Origin of the sequence: Xanthobacter lutulentifluminis (assembly GCF_043194675.2) — a bacterium.
In the GTDB taxonomy this organism is placed as follows: Bacteria; Pseudomonadota; Alphaproteobacteria; order Rhizobiales; family Xanthobacteraceae; genus Xanthobacter.
Map to the genome: position 1 here is coordinate 1827428 of NZ_CM195525.1, position 19681 is coordinate 1847108.

General features: G+C 71.3%; 21 protein-coding genes. 10 read left to right on the forward strand and 11 right to left on the reverse strand.

Annotation, left to right across the window (positions count from 1 at the left end; genetic code table 11):
* The first annotated feature begins 195 nt into the window (after positions 1-195).
* The gene (locus V5F49_RS08235) at positions 196-720 is read left to right on the forward strand and encodes a prolyl-tRNA synthetase associated domain-containing protein (RefSeq protein ID WP_394117778.1); all 525 of its coding nucleotides are present in this window, start codon (positions 196-198) and stop codon (positions 718-720) included.
* A gap of 45 nt (positions 721-765) precedes the next feature.
* On the opposite strand, the gene V5F49_RS08240 is transcribed toward V5F49_RS08235, so the two are convergent.
* Entirely contained in the window at positions 766-1407 is a 642-nt protein-coding gene (locus V5F49_RS08240; protein ID WP_394117779.1) for a hypothetical protein, read from the reverse strand.
* Between the two features lie 72 nt (positions 1408-1479).
* On the opposite strand from V5F49_RS08240, the gene V5F49_RS08245 reads away from it, so the two are divergent.
* Both V5F49_RS08245 and V5F49_RS08250 read left to right on the forward strand, forming a co-directional pair.
* A complete protein-coding gene (locus V5F49_RS08245) occupies positions 1480-2064 on the forward strand; it encodes a DUF2975 domain-containing protein (protein WP_394117780.1) in 585 nt (194 codons plus the stop codon).
* A gap of 22 nt (positions 2065-2086) precedes the next feature.
* Positions 2087-2314, forward strand: coding sequence for a helix-turn-helix domain-containing protein (locus tag V5F49_RS08250; protein WP_394117781.1), 228 nt, complete (start codon positions 2087-2089; stop codon positions 2312-2314).
* A 4-nt stretch (positions 2315-2318) separates the two neighbouring features.
* On the opposite strand, the gene V5F49_RS08255 is transcribed toward V5F49_RS08250, so the two are convergent.
* Positions 2319-2651 carry a winged helix-turn-helix transcriptional regulator gene (locus V5F49_RS08255; RefSeq protein ID WP_394117808.1) on the reverse strand — a complete coding sequence of 111 codons (333 nt, stop codon included), beginning with the start codon at positions 2649-2651 and terminating at the stop codon, positions 2319-2321.
* Positions 2652-2894: 243 nt separating this feature from the next.
* On the opposite strand from V5F49_RS08255, the gene V5F49_RS08260 reads away from it, so the two are divergent.
* Entirely contained in the window at positions 2895-3731 is an 837-nt protein-coding gene (locus tag V5F49_RS08260; protein WP_394117782.1) for an SDR family oxidoreductase, read from the forward strand.
* 47 nt (positions 3732-3778) lie between these two features.
* Here V5F49_RS08260 and V5F49_RS08265 read toward each other — a convergent pair whose 3' ends face one another.
* The 3 genes from V5F49_RS08265 to V5F49_RS08275 all read right to left on the reverse strand — a co-directional run bounded on the left by V5F49_RS08265 (position 3779) and on the right by V5F49_RS08275 (position 7454).
* On the reverse strand, positions 3779-4225 hold the full coding sequence (locus tag V5F49_RS08265) for a GNAT family N-acetyltransferase (RefSeq protein ID WP_394117783.1): 447 nt from the start codon (positions 4223-4225) through the stop codon (positions 3779-3781).
* Between the two features lie 171 nt (positions 4226-4396).
* A complete protein-coding gene (locus V5F49_RS08270; RefSeq protein ID WP_394117784.1) occupies positions 4397-6088 on the reverse strand; it encodes an acyl-CoA dehydrogenase family protein in 1692 nt (563 codons plus the stop codon).
* A 241-nt stretch (positions 6089-6329) separates the two neighbouring features.
* Complete coding sequence (locus V5F49_RS08275) at positions 6330-7454, reverse strand: FUSC family protein (protein WP_394117785.1); 1125 nt, start codon at positions 7452-7454, stop codon at positions 6330-6332.
* Positions 7455-8149: 695 nt separating this feature from the next.
* Here V5F49_RS08275 and V5F49_RS08280 point away from each other — a divergent pair.
* Both V5F49_RS08280 and V5F49_RS08285 read left to right on the forward strand, forming a co-directional pair.
* Positions 8150-9019: a YihY/virulence factor BrkB family protein gene (locus tag V5F49_RS08280; protein ID WP_394117786.1), complete on the forward strand. Its 870-nt coding sequence runs from the start codon at positions 8150-8152 to the stop codon at positions 9017-9019.
* Positions 9016-9492: an MmcB family DNA repair protein gene (locus tag V5F49_RS08285; RefSeq protein WP_394117787.1), complete on the forward strand. Its 477-nt coding sequence runs from the start codon at positions 9016-9018 to the stop codon at positions 9490-9492. The genes V5F49_RS08280 and V5F49_RS08285 overlap by 4 nt, the downstream gene beginning before the upstream one ends.
* 281 nt (positions 9493-9773) lie before the next feature.
* Here the strand turns inward: V5F49_RS08285 and V5F49_RS08290 are convergent, their stop codons facing one another.
* Both V5F49_RS08290 and V5F49_RS08295 read right to left on the reverse strand, forming a co-directional pair.
* Entirely contained in the window at positions 9774-10328 is a 555-nt protein-coding gene (locus V5F49_RS08290) for an ActR/PrrA/RegA family redox response regulator transcription factor (RefSeq protein ID WP_394117788.1), read from the reverse strand.
* A gap of 85 nt (positions 10329-10413) precedes the next feature.
* On the reverse strand, positions 10414-11763 hold the full coding sequence (locus V5F49_RS08295; RefSeq protein ID WP_394117789.1) for an ActS/PrrB/RegB family redox-sensitive histidine kinase: 1350 nt from the start codon (positions 11761-11763) through the stop codon (positions 10414-10416).
* 186 nt (positions 11764-11949) lie between these two features.
* Between V5F49_RS08295 and V5F49_RS08300 the strand changes: the two genes are divergently transcribed.
* Both V5F49_RS08300 and V5F49_RS08305 read left to right on the forward strand, forming a co-directional pair.
* Positions 11950-13377: a polyhydroxyalkanoate depolymerase gene (locus V5F49_RS08300; protein ID WP_394117790.1), complete on the forward strand. Its 1428-nt coding sequence runs from the start codon at positions 11950-11952 to the stop codon at positions 13375-13377.
* Positions 13378-13437: 60 nt separating this feature from the next.
* Positions 13438-14211: a M48 family metallopeptidase gene (locus V5F49_RS08305; protein WP_394117791.1), complete on the forward strand. Its 774-nt coding sequence runs from the start codon at positions 13438-13440 to the stop codon at positions 14209-14211.
* A 50-nt stretch (positions 14212-14261) separates the two neighbouring features.
* On the opposite strand, the gene V5F49_RS08310 is transcribed toward V5F49_RS08305, so the two are convergent.
* The 3 genes from V5F49_RS08310 to V5F49_RS08320 form a co-directional block, all read right to left on the reverse strand.
* Positions 14262-14672, reverse strand: a complete 411-nt coding sequence (locus V5F49_RS08310; protein WP_394117792.1) for a DoxX family protein — start codon at positions 14670-14672, stop codon at positions 14262-14264.
* Between the two features lie 96 nt (positions 14673-14768).
* On the reverse strand, positions 14769-15860 hold the full coding sequence (locus tag V5F49_RS08315) for an AbrB family protein (RefSeq protein ID WP_394117793.1): 1092 nt from the start codon (positions 15858-15860) through the stop codon (positions 14769-14771).
* Positions 15857-17080: a pyridoxal phosphate-dependent aminotransferase gene (locus V5F49_RS08320; protein WP_394117794.1), complete on the reverse strand. Its 1224-nt coding sequence runs from the start codon at positions 17078-17080 to the stop codon at positions 15857-15859. Before V5F49_RS08320 ends, V5F49_RS08315 begins: the two co-directional genes overlap by 4 nt.
* Before the next feature lie 240 nt (positions 17081-17320).
* On the opposite strand from V5F49_RS08320, the gene V5F49_RS08325 reads away from it, so the two are divergent.
* On the forward strand, positions 17321-17911 hold the full coding sequence (locus V5F49_RS08325; RefSeq protein WP_394117795.1) for a malonic semialdehyde reductase: 591 nt from the start codon (positions 17321-17323) through the stop codon (positions 17909-17911).
* 77 nt (positions 17912-17988) lie between these two features.
* Here V5F49_RS08325 and V5F49_RS08330 read toward each other — a convergent pair whose 3' ends face one another.
* The gene (locus V5F49_RS08330) at positions 17989-18444 is read right to left on the reverse strand and encodes a GlcG/HbpS family heme-binding protein (RefSeq protein ID WP_394117796.1); all 456 of its coding nucleotides are present in this window, start codon (positions 18442-18444) and stop codon (positions 17989-17991) included.
* A gap of 241 nt (positions 18445-18685) precedes the next feature.
* Between V5F49_RS08330 and V5F49_RS08335 the strand changes: the two genes are divergently transcribed.
* The gene (locus tag V5F49_RS08335; protein ID WP_394117797.1) at positions 18686-19189 is read left to right on the forward strand and encodes a universal stress protein; all 504 of its coding nucleotides are present in this window, start codon (positions 18686-18688) and stop codon (positions 19187-19189) included.
* Positions 19190-19681: the final 492 nt, after the last annotated feature.

Consider the following 19681-nt stretch of genomic DNA (forward strand, 5'->3'; position numbering starts at 1 on the left):
ACGGGGCCAGTCCCCGGCAACGGGTGCTTGCGCACCGCGTCGCGGCAGGTGCTTGCAGGCCCCGCCACGGCGGGGCTATGCCTTGCCCGCCCGGCGCTCTCCCGCGCTGCCGATCCCGACACGCACGACGCCGGCCGCCGCACCACCGGCCATGACACCCCGGCCATGACACCGCCCGCCATGACACCACGCACCATGACAGCCACACCGCCGCTCACGCCCGACGCCCTCCTCGCCTTCCTCGCCGCCAACGGCATCGAGGCCACCACCTACGCGCATCCGGCCGTGCATACGGTGGCGCAGTCGCAGGCGCTGCGCGGCGACATTCCCGGCGCCCACACCAAGAACCTGTTCCTGCGCGACGGGAAGAAGACCTATTTCCTCGTCACCATCGCCGAGGATACGCCGGTCAGCCTCAAGGCGCTGAAGGGGCCGCTGGGGGCGCGCGGCTCGCTCTCGTTCGGCTCGGCGGAGGCGCTGATGGAGCTGCTGGGCGTGGCGCCGGGATCGGTGACGCTGCTGGCGGCCGCCAATGATGCCGGCCGGCAGGTGCGCGTCGTCGTCGATGCGGCGCTGATGCGGGCCGAGGCGGTGGGGTGCCATCCCCTCACCAATGATCGCACCACCGTGCTGCCCCCGGACGCGCTGCGCGCCTTCTTCCGCCTCACCGGCCACGCGGTGACGGAGGTGGAGATCCCCCCGCCCGATCCGCAGGCGTGAGCGCGCTGACCGGGATCAGCGACCGGGATCAGCCCGCGGGAAGGTTCAGCTTCCGCATGGCTTCATGGCATCCGTGCCGGAGCCGGCCTGGGCGAGGAGGGTGCGCAGGTCCATGTCCTGGATCAGCGGCACGAAATTGCCGCCCGGCTTCAGCCGCAGGTAGGTGCTGAGCGGCAGCGGCCCCGACGGCAGCGTGCCGCGCACGCACCCCTCGGCGGAGACGGCGAGCGAGCCGGCGAGCCGCCGGCCCTTCGCCAGCTCCTCGGACTTGATGGCCAGCGCCTCGCTGCGGGCGGCCTCGAGCTTGCGCCGGCCTTCGTCGGTCAGGCGGAACACGGTGATGCGCATGCCCTCGCGCTCCTCCTCCTTCAGCGCGGCGAGCGCCTTCGCGTCGACCTCCACCTCCAGCGCGGCCTGGATGGTGGTCTTGCGGCCCTCCTCCCCCGGGCGCCAGTAGGACATGATGACGAACGCCCCGCCGGGCACCGCGACGATCTCCTTCGGCGCGCGGACGGCGGCGCGCAGCACCGAGAGGTCCGCCGTGTCCAGATCAAGGCTCGCAAGCTGCGGCAGGCTGCCGACGGGCACGTGCGAGCAGGCGCCGACCGACAAGGCCAGCGCCGGCACGGCGAGCGCCAGCAGGAGCCGGGACAGGAAGCGGCGGACGAAGCAACGACCGAGACGCATGTATGATCTCATTTCAGGTTGAATGTTTGCTGTTTTACGATAAAATTTGAATGCGTCAAGGAAAGCCTCTGCATGCCTCGCCCTGTCCCTGCCCGTTCGCCTGCCGCCGCCGAGCCGCTGGACCCGCGCCTGCGCCGCATCGTGCGGCTCGGCCGCATCCTGTCCGTGGCCACCCTCGTGATCGTGCTGCTGCTGGTGGCGTCCGGCCTCGGCATCTGGCTGTCGCCGACGCTGGTGGGGCAGATCATCGTGCCGCGCATCGGCCTTGTCGGGCACGCCGTGGTGCTCGACGGGGCGAGCCTGTGCGCCGGCCTCGTCATCTCGGCGGTGCCGCTCGGCATCCTCGCCTACGGGCTGCTGCAGGTGCGCCAGATCTTCCGCGATTTCGGGCGGGGCGAGATCATCTCGCCCATGCTGGCGCTGCGCCTGGAGCGCTTCGGCGCGGCGGTGGCGCTGCAGGGGCTCATCAGCCCGCTGGTGGGCGCGGCGCTGAGCATCGCGCTGACCCTCGGCAACCGGCCGGGCGGGCGCGCCATCGCCCTTTCCGTGTCGAGCCACGACGTGGTGGCGGTGATCGTGGGGCTGCTGGTGATCGGCATCGGCGCCGTCATGCGCGAGGCGGCGCGCATCGCCGAAGAAAATGCGGGCTTCGTCTGAGCGGGAAGGCTAAGGCTGCGACATGCCCATCATCGTCAACCTCGACGTGATGCTCGCGCGCCGCAAGATGCGCTCGCGCGAGCTGGCCGAGCGCATCGGCATCACCGAGCAGAACGTGTCCCTGCTGAAATCCGGCAAGGTGCGCGGCGTGCGCTTCGACACGCTGGCGCGCATCTGCGACGTGCTCTCCTGCCAGCCGGGCGACATCCTCGAATATGTGCCCGGCGACGAGCCGGAGGCGGAGGACTGAGGGATCAGCGCGCGCCGGCAGCCCCGCGCGCGTCGTAGGCGGCCTGGGCGGCGAGCACCTCGTCCATGTTCCGCTCCGCCCAGTGGGCGATGGCGGCCACCGCATCGGTGAGCGTGCGGCCGAGCGGGGTCAGGGCGTATTCCACCGTCACCGGAACGGTGGGAAAGACCGCCCGCGAGACGAGCCCGTCGCGCTCCAGCTTCTTCAGCGTCTGCGACAGCACCTTCTGCGAGATGCCCTTGATGTCCCGCCGCAGGTGATTGAAGCGCACCGGCCCCTCGCGCAGCCGGTCGAGGATGAGCAGCGCCCACTTGTCGGCGATGCGGTCGAGCACCATCCGCGTCGGGCAGCGCTCCTCGTAGACGTCATACGGCCAGACGAACGCGCAGTCCGCCGCGCCTTCCGTATCCGCCGCCACGGGCGGTTTCCTGGACGTGACCATGTGAGATTCAGGTGCTCTCTTTCGGGCCGTTCACAGCCACAGTATGTATCCGATCGGAACATGGTTTCCAACAGATACCTATCCCCCGGCGATGGTGCGGCACGCCTGCCCCGCCGCGCGGCACGAAGGAGAATGAACATGTCCGGTCGGATTCTCGTATTGGCCGCCAACGGCAACGTCGGCCGCCCGCTGGTGCGCGCCCTCCTCGCCAAGGGCGAACAGGTGCGCGCCGCCTCGCGCTCCGGCGCGCCGGTGGAGGGGGCGCCCGGCGTCGCGTTCGATCTCGACGACCCCTCCGGCTTCGCTGCCGCCTTCGACGGCGTGGACCGCGTCTTCGTGCTCGCGCCCACCGGCTCGGTGGACGTGCTCGCCCGCCTGCTGCCGGTGATCGAGGCCGCCGCCGCCCGCAAGGTGAAGGTGGTGCTGATGACCGCGCTCGGCGTGGACGCCGACGAGGCCATCCCCTACCGGCAGGCGGAGCTGGCGCTGGAGCGGTCGGGCACGGCGTTCGTGATCGTGCGGCCCAACTGGTTCGCCGACAATTTCCACACCTTCTGGAAGGCCGGCATCGACCACGGGCAGATCGCGCTGCCGGCGGCGCAGGGCAAGACCAGCTTCATCGACGCCCGCGACATCGCCGCGAGCGCCGCCGCCGCCCTGACCACGGACCGCTTCGACGGCCGCGCCTTCAACCTCACGGGGCCGCAGGCGCTGGATTATGGCGCGGCCGCCGCCCTCCTCGCGCAGGTCACCGGCAAGCCCGTCGCCTACACGCCGGTGAGCGACGATGCGTTCGTTGCCATCCTGACCGGCGCGGGGGTGGACGAGGCCTATGCGCGCTTTCTCGCCTCGCTGTTCCATCCCGTCCGCGAGGGCTGGACGGCCCGTGTCACGGGCGATGTGGAGACGTTGACGGGCGTCGCCCCCCGCTCGCTCGAGACCTACGCGCGGGACAATGCCGCGCGGCTCGGCTGACCTGCGACCTTCGAGGCCCTGCGCGCGGCGGGTGCCGCCGTGCGCGCTCACAGGTCCATGCGGTAGCGCACGAAATCGTCGGCCGCGACGAAGGTGTCGTAGAGCTTGCGGGCCGGGTTGTCGGCGCGGGTGTGCCAGTAGAGGCGCGACCAGCCGGCCTCCCGCCCCTGCGCGACGAGATCCGCGATCAGCGCCCGGCCGAGCCCCAGCCCGCGCCGGGCGGGATCGACGAACAGGTCTTCCAGATAGCAGATGGGCGCGGTGACCCAGGTGCCCTCGTGCAGCACGCCGATGGTGAACCCCACCGCCTCCCCCTCATGCCACGCGAGGCGGCAGAAGATCGGCGACGCGGGATCGAGGATGCGGGCCCAGGTGCGGGCGGTGACCTGCGGCGCGACGTCCGCCTCGTAGAAGGCATTGTAGCCGGCCCAGAGCCGGCGCCACGCCGCCTCGTCCGCCGGACCGGCATCGGTGATGACCACCGCAGCGCTCATGTGCCCCTCCGGGCTGGAGGAGGCGCACTTGCCCTCCTCCCCGGTTCGGTGATGGGACGCCCGGGAAGCCCCCGCCGCCGCGGCCCATCCCGGCCCGTGCGGGCGGGATGGGCGACGCGGGGGGCGACGCCTCCCGGTGGGATGCCCCGGCGCAGGCCGGGGCGCGCGGGCTCAGTTGCCGCCGTCGAGCACGCGGCGGGCGATCACCTGCGCCTGGATCTCCGCCGCGCCCTCGAAGATGTTGAGGATGCGCGCGTCGCACAGAAGGCGCGACACCGGATATTCCAGCGCGAAGCCGTTGCCGCCGTGGATCTGCAGGGCATTGTCCGCCGCCGCCCAGGCGACGCGGGCGCCAAGCAGCTTGGCCATGCCGGCCTCCAGATCCGTGCGACGCCCCTCGTCCTTGGCGCGGGCGGCGAAATAGGTGATCTGGCGGGCGATCATGGTCTCCACCGCCATCATCACGATCTTGTCGGCGACGCGGGGGAAGGTGATGAGCGCCTTGCCGAACTGGATGCGCTCCTCGGCATACTTCAGGCCCACCTCCATGGCGGCCTGGGCCACGCCCACGGCGCGGGCGGCGGTCTGGATGCGGGCGCTCTCGAACGTGGTCATGAGCTGCTTGAAGCCCTGCCCCTCCTCGCCGCCGAGCAGGTTCTTGGCCGGCACGGTGAAGCCGTCGAAGCCGATCTCGTATTCCTTCATGCCGCGATAGCCGAGCACCTCGATCTCGCCGCCGGTCATGCCCTCGGCGGGGAACGGGTTCTCGTCCGAGCCGCGCGGCTTCTCGCCGATGAGGATGGAGAGGCCCTTGTAGCCGGGCTCGGCCGGATTGGTGCGCACCAGCAGGGTCATGATGTCGGCGCGGACCGGATGGGTGATCCAGGTCTTGTTGCCGTTGACCTTGTAGACGTCGCCGTCCTTCACCGCGCGGGTGCGGAGCGAGGCCAGGTCGGAGCCGGTGTTGGGCTCGGTGAAGACGGCCGTGGGCAGGATCTCGCCCGAGGCGATCTTGGGCAGGAAATGCGCCTTCTGGTCATCCGTGCCGCCGGCGAGGATGAGCTCGGCCGCGATCTCCGAGCGGGTGCCGAGCGAGCCGACGCCGATATAGCCGCGCGAGAGCTCCTCGGTGACCACGCACATGGCCTCCTTGGGCAGGCCGAGGCCGCCGAACTCCTCCGGGATGGTGAGGCCGAACACGCCCATCTCGGACAGCTGGGAAATGATCTCCAGCGGGATGTATTCGTTCTTCAGGTGCCACTCGTGGGCGTGGGGGGCGACCTCCGCCTCCACGAAGCGGTGCATCTCGGTGCGCATCGCCTCCATGGTCTCGTCGAGGCCGGCCTCGCCGATGGTGCCGGCCAGATGCGCCTCACGGATGATGTCGGCGAGGGCGGCGCGGCTGGCGGCGGTGTTGCCCTTCTCCGCCAGCGCGGCGATGGCCGGGTCGGCGGCGAGCGCGGCGGCGGTCGAGGCGGGCACGTAGAGGTCGGCGAGGCGCACGATCTCGCCCTGGCTCATGGGAATGCCGCCGAGGATCTGCGCCACATACTCGCCGAGGCCGATCTGGACGATCAGCTTCTCGGTGTCGCCGAACTTGCCCATCTCGGTCAGGCGGTCGGCGTAATGCACCAGCTCGCGCACGGAGAACACGTAGGTTGCGAGCCAGGCGAGGCCGTGGGTGGCGCGCTGCTCCTTCTCCAGCAGCGCCGAGGAGATGCGGCCGCCCTCGGTCACCTTCGCCTTCACCAGCGAGGTGGCCTCGGCCAGCAGCTTCTCGAGGCTGTCGGTCGCGGCGCGGCCGAGCGCGACGGCGTCGAAGGTCTCGGCTTCCACGGGCTGGAGGGCGGCGCTGGCAGACATGAAGGTCGTTCCCCGATTGTGCGTTGCAGAATTGGCTTATCCTTGCCCCCGGAACCGGCGCAAGGCAACGCCTGTTTACGGCCGGCGCGCCGGCCCGGACGGGCCCGCGCATGCGGCATCGCGCGGCAGGCGACGGCCGGGGCGCCCGCCGGCGCGGCACGGACTGAATACGCAATCGCCGGCCCGGTCGATCCGACCTTCGGGCGATGCTGCGCCGCGCGCGGGCAGGCCCCCGGCGCGCTCAGAGCCGCAGCGCCGCCTGCAGCTCGTCGAAGCGGGCGGCCACGTCTTCCAGGTTCTCGGCCATGTGGTTGCAGGCGGAAACGGCGGTGAACACGGCGGTGAGCGTGTCGGCGCCGGCGGCTTCCAGGCCGCCTTCCGCGTTCAGCCGCTCGGCCTGGGCCTCCAGCGCGGCGACCGCATCGCGGACGGCAGCGGCGCGAGCCTTGTAATCAGCTACCGCCACGCCCTCCAGCCGGTCGGCCATGGCGCCCATCTGGGCCGACAGCGCGGTCACCGCCGCATCCACCGCCGGCCCGAACCGCTCCGCCACCGTCGCCGCCATGGGCCGGTCGGCCGAGCGCAGCAGGATGATGACGGAATGCCACAGCCGCCGGCACGAGCGCACCACCGGAGCGGGATCGGCGGTGCCGGAAAAGCGCCCCACCTGCTCGCGCAGCGCCTCGGTGATGCGGGCATCGGCGGCCCTGAGCGCGACCCGCGCGCCGGAATTCAGCCGGTCGATGGCGCCCGCGTCCACCCCCCGGCCAAGGATGCCGGCGCCGCCGATGTCCGTGAGCTGGCCGCAGATGCGCAGCGCGGTGGCGCAATGGGGAAACAGCCGCAGCAGCGCCCGCTCCGGCAGGATCAGCAGCGAGCAGGCCATGCCGATCACCCCGCCGACGCCGATCTCCATGATGCGGTGCAGGCCCGAGACCCACGGCTCCACATGGCCGGGGTCCGTCAGCATGACGATGGCCACCGTGGGCGGCGCCAGCTTGAAGCTGGCCGAGCGCGCCGACAGCGAGGAGGCGAGGAACAGGGCGATGCCGAGGCCGATGAGGAGATAGGGCTCGCGCACGCCGGCGAGGGTTGCCGCCAGCACGCCGATGACGCCGCCCGCCACCGTGCCCAGCGCCCGGTCCAACGCCACCGAGAGGCTGGCGCCGATGGTCGCCTGCACCACCAGCACCGCGGTCAGCACCGCCCAGTAGGCGTTCGGCAGGTCGAGCCCGAAGCCCACCACGTAGGCGACCAGTCCGGCGAGCGCGGCGCGCAGCCCCAGCTTGAAATGCGCAGGGGCGATGAGCGCCGTCAGCCGGTCCCACAGGCGCGGAGCGGCAGGGGCGGGTTCGGGCAGCGACATGCGCATGGCTCCGCTGGGGAAGGAGGCTGGGCGCGGCGGGAGGAGCCGCCGTCCGTTCCTATCCCAAGGCCGGCCGCCCCGCCAGCGCACGCGCGGCTGCCCGCCCCGAGTGTGGCCGGGCCGGCCTCGCCGGCCCCGGTGGCACGGAACAGCTTCCGCCTTCAGCCACGGCGAGTGGCACGGGCATTTGCCGTCCCGGCCCTGCTCTGGCGCGGGGAAGCCGCGCGCGCCACGACCGTCCGGAGGTTGCCCAAGGGACGGCGATAGGGCGGGAGACCGGCCGTGATCCGTGGAGCATCCGCCCTTTCGCCGGCGCGTGGAGATGGGCACGCGCACCCGGAAGCGAGTTCATCGCCGAGCAGGTGGTCGTCTCTTCCCGCGGCAGGGGCATCCGCGCCCGGATGGGAGGGACCTTCCGGGGCGCGACGATCTCCTGAGCGCGGTTGCGCTCCCGCCGGCAGCGGCTGGAAGGGCTCCCGCCCGCGGCCGGTGAGTGACAGGGAGCGAGCCTGCTCGTTCTCCCTCCCCGCGCCGCTTCCCTGCCCTCCCGTCCGTGGGATCGGCTCACGGCCCGCCCGGGCGGAGCGCAGGCCCCGGCCGCGACACCGCCCCGCGGCGGCCTGCCCTGCGCCCGGCGGTGCGTGCTTGCCATTCCGGCCGGAAAGCCCGATGTCACCCGGGACAACGGAGCGATCATGCTGCGGCGCCTGTTCAACATCATGATGGATGCGGTGTGGACCTTTTCCGCCGATGACGGCTGGGCCATCGCCAGCCACATCGCGCTGTCCGCGCTGATGTCGCTGTTTCCCTTCCTCATCTTCGTGACCGCGCTCGCCGGCTTCCTCGATCTGCGGCCGCTGGCGGCGGAGACCATCCAGCTGATTCTCGAGACCTGGCCCGAGCAGGTCTCCGGCCCCATCTCCCGCGAGATCTACAACGTGGTGAACCAGGTGCGCACCGACGTGCTCACCTATGGCGTGGTGCTCGCCATCTACTTCTCCTCCAACGGCATCGAGAGCCTGCGCATCGGCCTCAACCGCGCCTACGGGGTGAAGGAGATGCGCCGCTGGTACTGGCTGCGGCTCGAATCCATCGGCTACGTGCTGCTGGCGGCAGTCTCCATGCTGGCCCTGTCGTTCCTGGTGGTGCTGGGGCCGCTGCTGTGGCAGGCGGCGGTGGCGCAGCTGCCGGCGCTGAAGCCCTTCGCCGGCGCCATCACCCTGATCCGCTTCGGCGCCACCTCCATCATCCTCGTGGTGTCGCTGGTGGTGGCCCACCTGTGGCTGCCCGCCGGCCGGCGCACGCTCGGCGAGGTGGCGCCCGGCATCCTGCTGACGCTGGTGCTGTGGCTGGTGGCGGCCACCGCGTTCGGCTTCTACCTCGCCGAGTTCCCCGCCAATTACGTCACCACCTATGCCGGCCTCGCGTCGGTGATGATCGCGCTGGTGTTCCTCTATCTCACCGCGACCATCTTCGTGTTCGGCGGGGAGATCAACGCCGCCATCAAGCGCGGCTTCGCCCCGCCCGCCCCGGCCGCCGAGAGCGCCGCCGGGGCCGCCCCGTGAGGGACCTGCTGCCCGATCCCCGGCCCGACGGCCGCCAGTCGGACACCGCCCGGGCCGTGCAGAGAGGTGTCCTGCGCCATCTCGCCCAGGTGGGGCTCGCGGCCGTGCCGGAATTCTCGCTGGTCTCGGGGCGGCGGGCGGACGTGCTCGCCCTCTCCGGCCGCGGCGAGGTGACCATCATCGAGATCAAGTCCTCGGTCGCGGACTTCCGCGCCGACGCCAAGTGGCCGGAATACCGCGCCTTCTGCGACCGGCTGCTGTTCGCCGTGCCGCTGGATTTTCCGCTCGAGATCCTGCCGGAGGATGCCGGCCTGCTGGTGGCGGACGCGTTCGGCGCGGAATGCCTGCGCGAGGCCCCGCTGCATCCCATGGCCGGAGCGACGCGCAAGGCCCTGACGCTGCGCTTCGCCCGCGCCGCCGCCACCCGCCTCGGCCTGCTCTACGACCCGGACCTGCTGCGCGGCCTCGCCTGAGCGCGGTGCATCCGCGCCGGCCCGACCACGCCCCGCGCACGGCCGGCTCCGCGCGCGGCGACGCGCCACTTCGACACCCGCGCGGACAAGCCGAGATGCCGCGCCGCCGACCATCGACGCGGCGCGTAACGATGATTCCGACCACGCGGCGCCCACGCTGGTCCGGGCCCCACGCGCGGCTTCTCCCCTGAACGCGAGCCGCTACCGCGGCGCGCGGGAGGTTCCCCCTGAACGCGAGCCGCTACCGCGGCGCGCGGAGGTTTCCCCGTGAACGCGAGCCGCTACCGCGGCGCGCGTTTGGCCAGGATGCGCTGGAGCGTGCGGCGGTGCATGGAGAGGCGGCGGGCGGTCTCCGAGACGTTGCGGCCGCACAATTCGTACACGCGCTGGATATGCTCCCACCGCACCCGGTCGGCGGACATGGGGTTCTCCGGCGGGGTCGGCTTGTGGTCCGCATTGGCGAGCAGGGCCGCCACCACGTCGTCGGCGTCGGCCGGCTTGGCGAGATAATCCACCGCGCCGAGCTTCACCGCCGTCACCGCCGTGGCGATGTTGCCGTAGCCGGTGAGCACGATGGCCCGCGCGCCGGGGCGGTGGCGCTTCAGCGCCGAGATGACGTCGAGGCCGGTGCCGTCGCCGAGCCGCATGTCCACCACCGCATAGGCGGGCGCGGACGCCTCCACCCGGGCGAGGCCGTCGGCCACCGTCTCCGCCGTGGCCACCTCGAAGCCGCGGGCTTCCATGGCCCGCGCGAGGCGCTGGAGGAAGGAACGGTCGTCGTCCACGATCAGAACCGACCGGTCATCCCCCGCTTCTGGCGGCGTCGTCTCATTCATCGCGTCTTCCTCAACAATGCGGGCTCCGGCCGTGCCGGTCATGAACGCAAGGGCCTCTGACTGCATACGTCACCTGCCCCCGAGATTAATCCGATCCGCGTCCCTTTGTCGCGCCTCCATCCGTCTCGATGGCCAACGCCTTGCGTGGCCAGTGGATCCGGATAACCGCCCCGGTTTCGGGCGGGAAGCGGTTCTGGAACGTCAGCGTGGCGCCGGTACGCTCCAGCAGGGTCTTGGCGATGAAGAAGCCGAGGCCGAGCCCGCTCTCCCCGTCCTGCTGGTCGAGCTCGCCCTCCTGCCGGTCCCGCGCGCGGGAGGTCACGTAGGGCTGGCCGATGCGGCCGCTGACCTCCGGCGAGAAGCCGGGGCCGTTGTCCGCCACCACGATGTCGAGGCCGGCGGGGCTCCACTGGGCGGCGATGTCCACGCGGGTGGCGGCGAAGTCCACCGCATTCTCCACCAGATTGCCGAGGCCGTAGAGCAGGCCCGGATTGCGCGCGATCACCGGCGCGTCCGGGTCCTCCTTCACCGCCACGTCGATGGTGATGCCGAAATTGCGGTGCGGCTCCACCACCTCCTCCAGCAGCAGCGCCAGCGGCATGCGGTCGAACGGGGCATCGCCGGCCTGCAGCGAGGTGAGGGTCTGCAGGATGTCGCGGCAGCGGTTCACCTGATCGCGCAGCAGGGCCACGTCCTCGGCATAGGGGCTGGAGGCATCCATGGAGCGCTGCATCTCCTTCACCACCAGCGCGATGGTGGAGAGCGGCGTGCCCAGCTCGTGCGCGGCGGCGGCGGCGAGGCCGTCGATGGCGGACAGGTGCTGCTCGCGCGCCAGCACCAGCTCGGTGGCGGCGAGGGCGTCCGCCAGCTCGCGCGCCTCCTCGGCCACCCGCCACGCATGCAGGCCGATGAAGCCCACCGCCACCGTCAGCGACACCCAGATGCCGGCGAGATAGAGATCCGGCAGCACCGGCAGGTCGGTCCCGGCCCACGGCAGCGGCCGCGCCCACAGGCCGACCGCCCCGGCGCAGGCCACGGCGAGGATGCCCAGCAGCACCGTCGTGCTCCAGGAGAGCGCGGTGGCCGAGATCATCACCGGCGCCAGATAGAGCAGCACGAACGGGTTCTTCAGCCCGCCGGTGAGATAGAGCAGCGCGGTCAGCTGCAGCACGTCATAGGCCAGCAGCGGGCCGGCGGCGGCATCGCCGAGCCGGTGCGCGCCGGGATACTTCAGCCGCAGCAGCACGTTCACCAGCGCCGAAAGCCCCACCACCGCGAGGCAGGGCGTCAGCGGCAGGGGAAAGCCCAGGCCGAGATTGACCGCCACCAGCGCCGCGATCTGGCCCGACACGGCCAGCCAGCGCAGGCGGATGATAGTGTCGAGCCGAAGGCCGAACGAGCGCCCGTGCGGGGGCGTGACAAACGCGGTGCTCACCGGTCTCCTCCCCTGCCGAATACTTTCTTACCGCCTGCCATTCCCTTACGGAAGAGTGACATGACGGCCATAGGGCCTCGGGAAGCGCCATCTATGTCTTTTGTCGGCATTGACCAAACCTGCGACTGCGCCCACGTTTTCACAAGGCGCGAACGTAATGGAGCGCACTAATGGTGAGGAGCGCAGATGGCAATCGGTGAATTCGCGGGCGCCTCGCGTCTGCAGCGCCAGGGCGACATCGGCCTCTCGACGCCGCTCTACTGGCTGTACGAGATGGGCTACGCCGCGCTCAACCCGTCCCGCCACATGGCGGACGCGGGCCGCATGTTCCTGAAGAACCCCATCAATCCGGTGGCCCACACCACGCTCGGCAAGTCCATGGCGGCCGCCTGCGAGCTGTTCGAGCGCACCACCCGCCGCTATGGCAAGCCCGACTGGGGCATCACCCACACCTCGGTGGGCGGCCAGCACGTGCCGGTGCACGTCAATACCGTCTGGCAGCGTCCCTTCTGCAACCTGCTGCATTTCGAGCGCGCGTTCGAGCATCCCCCGCGCCGCCCCCAGCCGCGCCTGCTGATCGTGGCGCCGGTGTCCGGCCACCATGCCACGCTGCTGCGCGGCACCGTGGAGGCCATGCTCCCCACCCATGACGTCTACGTCACCGACTGGATCGACGCCAAGCTGGTGCCGCTGGCCGAAGGCTCGTTCAACCTGTCGGACTATGTGGACTACCTCATCTCCATCTTCCATCGCATGGGCGGCGACTGCCACGTGATGGCGGTGTGCCAGCCGGCCGTGCCGGTGATGATGGCGGTGGCCCGCATGGAGGCGGAGGAGGACCCCTTCGTCCCCAAGTCCATGATCCTCATGGGCGGCCCCATCGACACGCGCGAGGCGCCCACGGCGGTGAACGCGCTGGCCAAGGACCGCGGCATCGAGTGGTTCCGCCGCAACGTCATCACCACCGTGCCGTGGCCGCACTCCGGCGCCATGCGCGAGGTGTATCCCGGCTTCCTGCAGCTGAACGGCTTCATGTCCATGAACCTGGACCGGCACCTGCAGGCCCACTGGGACCTGTTCCGCCACCTGGTGGAGGGCGACGGCGATTCGGCCGAGAAGCATCGCGACTTCTACGACGAATACCTCGCCGTGATGGACCTGACTGCCGACTTCTACCTGCAGACCGTGGAGAACGTGTTCATCACCCACGCGCTGCCCAAGGGCGAGATCCTGCACCATTCCCAGCTCGTGAAGCCGGAGGCCATCCACCGCGTGGCGCTGATGACGGTGGAGGGCGAGAAGGACGACATCTCCGGCATCGGCCAGACCAAGGCGGCGCACAAGATCTGCCCGAACATCCCCGAGGACAAGCGCGCCCACTGGGAGCAGCCGGGCGTCGGTCACTATGGCGTGTTCAACGGCTCGCGCTTCCGCTCGGAAATCGCGCCGCGCATCTCGGATTTCATCCTGAACCAGGAGTTTCCGCGCGGCGCTGCTCGGCCAGCGGGCGATGACCGGCCCGCTCCGGCCCCCATTTCGGGCGAAGAGGAGCCGGACGTGTTCGCTCTCAACAAGAATGTGACTGCCTTTTATCCCCGGATTGCTCCCACTTAGCACTGGCAGGCCGGCGCAATTCCGGTGAAGATATGGAGGTAACCTCGCCCCGGTCGCCCCATGCTGTTTCGCCGCCGTGACCGCACGCCGCCCGCGCCCCGGGCGGCGGAATGGATCGAGCTCCTGCTCGATGACGGACCGCTGCGCGTCACCGTGCGGCGGCATCCGCAGGCGCGGCGCCTGACGCTCCGGGTCCGTGCCGCGGCGCGCGACGTCACCCTCACCGCCCCGCCCCACGTCCCCATCGGCTTTGCCCGCGATTTCGTGGAGCGGCACCGCGAATGGGTGCGCGTGCGGCTCGTGCGCCTGCCCCAGCCCGTGCCGTTCGGCGCGGACGCGCTGGTGCCGGTGCGCGGCATCCCTCACCGCATTGCCCATTGCCCGGACGCGCGCGGCACGGTCTGGACCGCATCCGGCGCCGACGGCACGCCCACGCTCTGCGTGGCGGGGGAGGCGCCCCATGTGGCGCGCCGGGTTCAGGATTTCCTCAAGCGCGACGCACGGCAGGATCTTGCCGAAGCCGTCCGCCGTTATGCCGCGGCCCTCGGCGTCAGCATCGGCCGCCTCACCCTGCGCGACACGGCGAGCCGCTGGGGCTCGTGCTCGGCGCGGGGCGATCTTTCCTTTTCCTGGCGGCTGGTGATGGCGCCGCCCTTCGTGCTCGATTATCTCGCGGCCCACGAGGTGGCCCACCGGCTGGAGATGAACCACGGCCCGCGCTTCTGGCGGCTGGTGGAGCAGGTCTGCCCCCACCGGCGGGAGGCGGAGGCCTGGCTGCGGCGCCACGGCTCCGACCTGCATCGCTACGGCGCCGCGCCCGATTCGGCCGGCTGAGCCCGACCGGTCCACCGCACGGGGCGGCGGACGCGGCCAGATCCGAGACGTCAGCCCTTGCGCCCGAACGGCACCGAGAAGGCGCCCGCGCCGGCGGCGAAGTAGAACAGCAGCCCGCCGACGAGACCCACGTTCTTGACGAAATGGATCTGCTGGCCGGCCGCGGCCGCCGCGTCCGGAATGGTCCAGAACACATGCGACGTGGCGGTGGCGACGATGGTGAAGCCGATCAGGACGATGGCGGTGATGCGCGGCAGCAGGCCGAGAATCAGCAGCAGGCCGCCGCCCACTTCCACCAGGATGGTCAGATAGGTCATCAGCTCCGGCGCGGGCACGCCCTTTCCGGCCAGCGAGGCGGCGAACCCGGCCACGTTGTCGATCTTGCCGATGCCGGCCGGAAGGAACAGCGCCGCCATGCACAGGCGCCCGACCAGAAGCGCGAGATCATCCAGGATACGCAAGTTCCCCTCCGTCACATCGCCCCGACCGCCGGGGCCCGGTGTCCTTAGGAGAGGCCCATGTTGCAGTGCAAGAGGGGCGCGAGCGGTAGCCCTACACTATTTCGTGTGCCCATCTTCCGTAACGGTATCCTCATCCGCCTCTTCGGCGGCTGCGAACAGCAGCCGAGCCGCAACCGGCAGCGCCACCGACAGGCCGGCGAAGCGGAACAGGTGGTGGGCGCTCATGAAGGCGGGGTCGTAGCCCATGGCGAAGCCCAGCGCCGTCATGGCCTCCAGCGCGCCGGGGGCGAAGGCGGTGACGAGCTTGCCCGTGTCGTCGCCGGTCAGCCATGCGGCGAGGAGCGCGAATGCGGTGGCGATGGCCACCGCCACCACGAAGGCGCCGAGCGAGGCCACCGTATAGGCCCGGATGGCGGAGAAGGTGGTGCCGGCGAAGCGCACCCCCACGCTCGCGCCCAGCACCACGAAGGCCGGCACCAGCAGCGCCGGCGGCAGCACCGCATCCGAGGCGCCGGAGGCATGCAGCAGGGCGCTGCCCGCCAGCGCGCCGAGGATCAGCCCGCCCGGCAGGCGCAGCCGCGCGGCGGCAAGGCTGGCGCCGGCGCAGACCGCCAGCAGCAGGGCGACCTCGGCGGGGGTGGAGACATGGGGCGGCGGCGGCACGCCTCCCCCGCTCAGGCCCAGCGCGCCCAGCACGTTGGGCAGCGCCGCCACCAGCAGGAACAGCCGCAGCGTCTGGGCGAATGCCACCTTGCGCAGGTCGGCCGGAGTGTCGGCCGCCATGGCGATCACCGTGCCGAAGGCGCCGGGGGCGGAGGCCCAGAAGGCGGTTTCCCGGCTCCATCCCGCCACCCGCGTGAGGAAGACGGTGGCGCCAGCCATGGTGCCGAGCACGCTGGCGCCGAGGCAGGCCATGCTCACCGGCCAGGTGGCGGCGCGAGCCAGCGTCTCCGGCGACAGCACGGTGCCCATGGAGGCGCCCAGCACCACGAAGGCGGCGAGGCGCAGCCATTCCGGCACCTCCATCCTCAACCCGGCGAGGGCGAGGCCGATGGTGGCCACCAGCGCGCCCGAGATCCACGCGGCAGGCAGCCCGGCGAGGGCGAAGGCCCCGCCGCCGAGCCCCGCCGCGCCCAGCGTCACCAGCGCCGCGACGGCGGTCTTCAGGCGCAGCGACAGGGCGGTCACGCGGCGCCGGGTCCCTCGAGCCAGGCCACCAGCCGCCGGCTCGCCTCGGCCAGCTGCGCCTCGCCACGGGCGAAGCACAGGCGCATGAAGCCCTCCCCGCCGGGCCCGAAGGCGGTGCCGGGGGCAAGGCCCACGTTGGCCTCGTCCACCAGGGTGAGGCCGAGGCTGCGCACGTCCGGGCGCCCGTCGATGCGGAAGAACAGATAGAAGGCGCCGGGCGGCTTCACGAGATCCACCCGCCCGGTGCCGATGAGCGCATCGCCCACGAGATCGCGGCCGGCGCGGGCGCGGGCGATCTGGTCGGCCACGAACGCTTCCCCCTGCTCCAGCGCCGCCACCGCGCCGCGCTGCATGAAGGCGGCGACGCCGGAGGTGGAATACTGGATCAGATTTTCGATGATCTGGCCGAAGCGCGGATGCGCCTCGATCCATCCCACGCGCCAGCCGGTCATGGCCCAGTTCTTGGAGAAGGTCTGCACGAACAGGATGTGGTCGTCCTCCTCCATCACGTCGTGGAAGGAGGGCGCCCGCGGCGCGGCGCCGTAATAGAAGCGGCCGTAGATCTCGTCGGCGATGATCCACAGGCCGTGGCGGCGGGCCAGCGCCAGCACCGCCACCAGATCCTCGCGGGTGGCGACGAAGCCGGTGGGGTTGGCCGGGGTGTTCAGGAAGATGGCGCGCGTGCGCGGCGTGATGGCCGCGGCGAGCCGGTCGTGGTCCAGCGAGAAGCCGTTGGAATCATAGGTGAAGGGCACGAACACCGGGCGCGCGCCTGCCTTCTGCGCGGCGGCGGCGGCATTGGGCCAGGAGGGGGAGGGAATGATGACCTCATCCCCCGCCCCCACCGCCATGGCGAGCGCGATGTGGATGGCCTGCATGCCCGAGCCGGTGACGAAATAGCGGTCCGGATTCTCGGGGATGGCGTAGGTGCCCGCCATGTAGCGGGCGATAGCGGCGCGCAGCTCCGGCAGGCCGCGCTGCCAGGTGTAGAAGGTCTCGCCCGCATGGAGGGCGGCGGCCGCCGCCTCGCAGATGAAGCCGGGGGTGGGCACGTCGCCCTCGCCCGCCCACAGCGGGATCATCCCCGGGCGGCAGCGGCCGTAGTTCATCACCTCGACGATGCCGCTCTCCGGCAGGGCGCGGACATGATCGCGCACCCGCTCCAGATAGGGATCTTCCGTCCCGGCATCGACGGCGAGGGGAAGGGCGTGCGGCGTCATGGGCGGATTCCTGGGCGGCTCCGGACGGGCGGAGGGATGGCCGGGTTATAGAGGCTTCGCCGCGCGAATGCCCATAAATTGCGGTTGGGGATCGATCAGGGTTCGTGATGGTCGGTGCGCATGCAGGGATGCAAGCGCGGCTTGCACGCCGGGGCCATTGTACCGCTGCCGCTGCCGGCCTACGTCGAGCATGGCCCTTTTCTATCCGCGCGCCGCCCGCGCCTTCCCAATGGACATGCCATGACCGCCAAGATCGACCAGGCCGCCATCGACCGCCTCTTCCTCGCCTCCCGCTCCCAGAACGGCTGGACCGACCAGCCGGTGACCGAGGCGGAGATCCGCGCCCTCTACGATCTGGTGAAGTTCGGCCCCACCTCGGCCAACACCCAGCCGGCCCGCTTCGTCTTCATCACCAGCGCCGAGGGCAAGGAGCGCCTGCGCCCGGCCCTCTCGCCGGGCAACGTGAAGTCGCTCGACGCGCCGGTGATCGCCATCATCGGCTATGACCTCGCCTTCCACGACAAGATCCCGCAGGTGTTCCCGCACAATCCGGGCTTCCGCGACATCTTCGTGAACAATCCGGCGGCCATCGAGCCCCACGCCTTCCGCAACTCCTCGCTGCAGGGCGCCTACCTGATCCTCGCGGCGCGGGCGCTGGGGCTGGATGTCGGCCCCATGTCCGGCTTCGACGCGGCCAAGGTGGATGCGGAATTCTTCCCCGGCGGCACGGTGAAGACCAATTTCATCGCCGCCATCGGCCATGGCGACCCCGCCAAGGTGATGCCGCGCCTGCCGCGCCTCGACTTCGAGGAAGCCGCGCGCATCGCCTGAGGCGCGTTCGCCCGAGGGCGCACCACTCCTCCCCACGTGACGCGGCGGCCCGAGGGCCGCCGCTGTCGTTTCAGGCGTCAGTCCGCGCCGGGATCGCCGGCGAGGCCCGCGGCCGCGATGCCGGCGAGGGCGCAGGCCTCGTCATTGTCCGAGGTATCGCCGGAGATGCCCACCACGCCGATCAGGCGTCCGGAGGCGGTGCGCACCAGCACGCCGCCGGGCACCGGCACCAGCGAGCCGCCGATGGTCGTGGCGGCGGCGGCGATGAAGAAGGCCTGCTCCTTCGCCCGCTTGAACAGCGAGCGCGAGCCCATGCCCAGCGCCAGCGCGCCATTGGCCTTGCCGCGGGCGATGTCGCCACGGTTGAGGCTGGTGCCGTCCTCGGCCGCGAACGCCTTCAGCGCGCCGCGCGCATCGAGCACGCAGACCGCCAGCGGGTTCATGGCATTGCCCCGGGCATGGGCGAGGGCTCCGGCCACGATGGTCTGGGCGGCTGCGAGGCCGAGGTCGATGGTGTCGGTGGATGTGGTCACGAAGGCTCTCCCTGCCGGCGCGGTGGATGCGCGAATCCCGGTCTGTCTGTAGAGCATTTCGCCGGCGCCGGGCAGGCGGCGTGCGGCCGAGCGCGGCTGGGGGCGGCGCGATTTTTCCGCTCCCCCTCCCCGGCCCCGCCGTGGCAGCATGGCCGCTCTGCCCGACCCGCGCCAAGGGGAGCCCCGCCATGCGCCATCCCGCCCGCAGTCCGGCACCGCGCCTTTGCCCGGGCGCGCGTCCATGACCCCCGTCGCCCCGCGCCTGAGCCGCGAGCCGGGCCATCGCCGCAAGTTCCTGGTGGTGGTGGACGACACGCCCGAATGCGACCGCGCCGTCTATTACGCCAGCCGGCGCGCGGCCGGCACCGACGGCGGCGTGGTGATGCTGGGGGTGCTGGAGCTGGAGGGCGTGAACCAGCAGTGGCTGGGCGTCGCCGACCTCATGCGCGCGGAAGCCCATGAGGAGATGGAGGCACGCCTCGGCAAATATGTCGCGCGGGCGCGGCAGGTGGCGGGCATCACGCCCGAGACCGTCATCCGCGAGGCGACGCCGGCGGACGCCATCGCCGCCACCATCCACGAGGATCGCGACGTGGCCATCCTGGTGCTGGCGGCCGGCACCGGGAAGGAGGGACCGGGCCCGCTGGTGGCCTGGCTCGCGGCCGGCCACGCGGCCGGCTTTCCCATTCCCGTCACCATCGTGCCGGGCGCGCTCACCGACGCCGAGCTCGACGCGCTGGCGTGACGGATAGACCGCCGGGACGGACAGGTCCGTCCCGGCGGTTCGCTTCCCCGCGCCGACGCGGCGACTTGCTGCGCGTGGGGAAGGCGATCGGAAATCGGCTTGCGGCCCTTGGCCCGCGTCACCGCCTCAAGCGGTTCGGGCGGAAGCGCGCACCGGGCGACGCCTCAGACGTGGGACACCGCGGATCTGGGCGGCATGCTTTCGTCCGGGCCCGGGATGATCCGGCGGGCGCGACAGGACGGGGCGCCCTTCAACAGGGTTTGTTTGGCGCAATTGCGGCGCGCCCCGAATCCGGGCCGGGACGTCAAAGCGCTTGCACCTTCGGCGTTTCGGGCTATATTAGCGCCGTCCCCCATGGGGATGCCTCAGCGCCATCGCAGTCGAAGGTGATGAGAGTGGGCCCCCACCGGGACCCGCTCCGCTTCTGCTTATCCAGAGCCTTCGCTGCCGATGCGTGGAGCATACGAACAATCCGGGTGCCGGTGCCGAACC

What these genes read in the sequence shown, in the direction of transcription:
- V5F49_RS08235 (WP_394117778.1), top strand. Translation starts at nt 196, where the DNA reads ATGACAGCCACACCGCCGCTCACGCCCGACGCCCTCCTCGCCTTCCTC.
- V5F49_RS08240 (WP_394117779.1), bottom strand. Translation starts at nt 1,407, where the DNA reads ATGCGTCTCGGTCGTTGCTTCGTCCGCCGCTTCCTGTCCCGGCTCCTG.
- V5F49_RS08245 (WP_394117780.1), top strand. Translation starts at nt 1,480, where the DNA reads ATGCCTCGCCCTGTCCCTGCCCGTTCGCCTGCCGCCGCCGAGCCGCTG.
- V5F49_RS08250 (WP_394117781.1), top strand. Translation starts at nt 2,087, where the DNA reads ATGCCCATCATCGTCAACCTCGACGTGATGCTCGCGCGCCGCAAGATG.
- V5F49_RS08255 (WP_394117808.1), bottom strand. Translation starts at nt 2,651, where the DNA reads ATGGTGCTCGACCGCATCGCCGACAAGTGGGCGCTGCTCATCCTCGAC.
- V5F49_RS08260 (WP_394117782.1), top strand. Translation starts at nt 2,895, where the DNA reads ATGTCCGGTCGGATTCTCGTATTGGCCGCCAACGGCAACGTCGGCCGC.
- V5F49_RS08265 (WP_394117783.1), bottom strand. Translation starts at nt 4,225, where the DNA reads ATGAGCGCTGCGGTGGTCATCACCGATGCCGGTCCGGCGGACGAGGCG.
- V5F49_RS08270 (WP_394117784.1), bottom strand. Translation starts at nt 6,088, where the DNA reads ATGTCTGCCAGCGCCGCCCTCCAGCCCGTGGAAGCCGAGACCTTCGAC.
- V5F49_RS08275 (WP_394117785.1), bottom strand. Translation starts at nt 7,454, where the DNA reads ATGTCGCTGCCCGAACCCGCCCCTGCCGCTCCGCGCCTGTGGGACCGG.
- V5F49_RS08280 (WP_394117786.1), top strand. Translation starts at nt 8,150, where the DNA reads ATGCTGCGGCGCCTGTTCAACATCATGATGGATGCGGTGTGGACCTTT.
- V5F49_RS08290 (WP_394117788.1), bottom strand. Translation starts at nt 10,328, where the DNA reads ATGAATGAGACGACGCCGCCAGAAGCGGGGGATGACCGGTCGGTTCTG.
- V5F49_RS08300 (WP_394117790.1), top strand. Translation starts at nt 11,950, where the DNA reads ATGGCAATCGGTGAATTCGCGGGCGCCTCGCGTCTGCAGCGCCAGGGC.
- V5F49_RS08305 (WP_394117791.1), top strand. Translation starts at nt 13,438, where the DNA reads ATGCTGTTTCGCCGCCGTGACCGCACGCCGCCCGCGCCCCGGGCGGCG.
- V5F49_RS08320 (WP_394117794.1), bottom strand. Translation starts at nt 17,080, where the DNA reads ATGACGCCGCACGCCCTTCCCCTCGCCGTCGATGCCGGGACGGAAGAT.
- V5F49_RS08325 (WP_394117795.1), top strand. Translation starts at nt 17,321, where the DNA reads ATGACCGCCAAGATCGACCAGGCCGCCATCGACCGCCTCTTCCTCGCC.
- V5F49_RS08335 (WP_394117797.1), top strand. Translation starts at nt 18,686, where the DNA reads ATGACCCCCGTCGCCCCGCGCCTGAGCCGCGAGCCGGGCCATCGCCGC.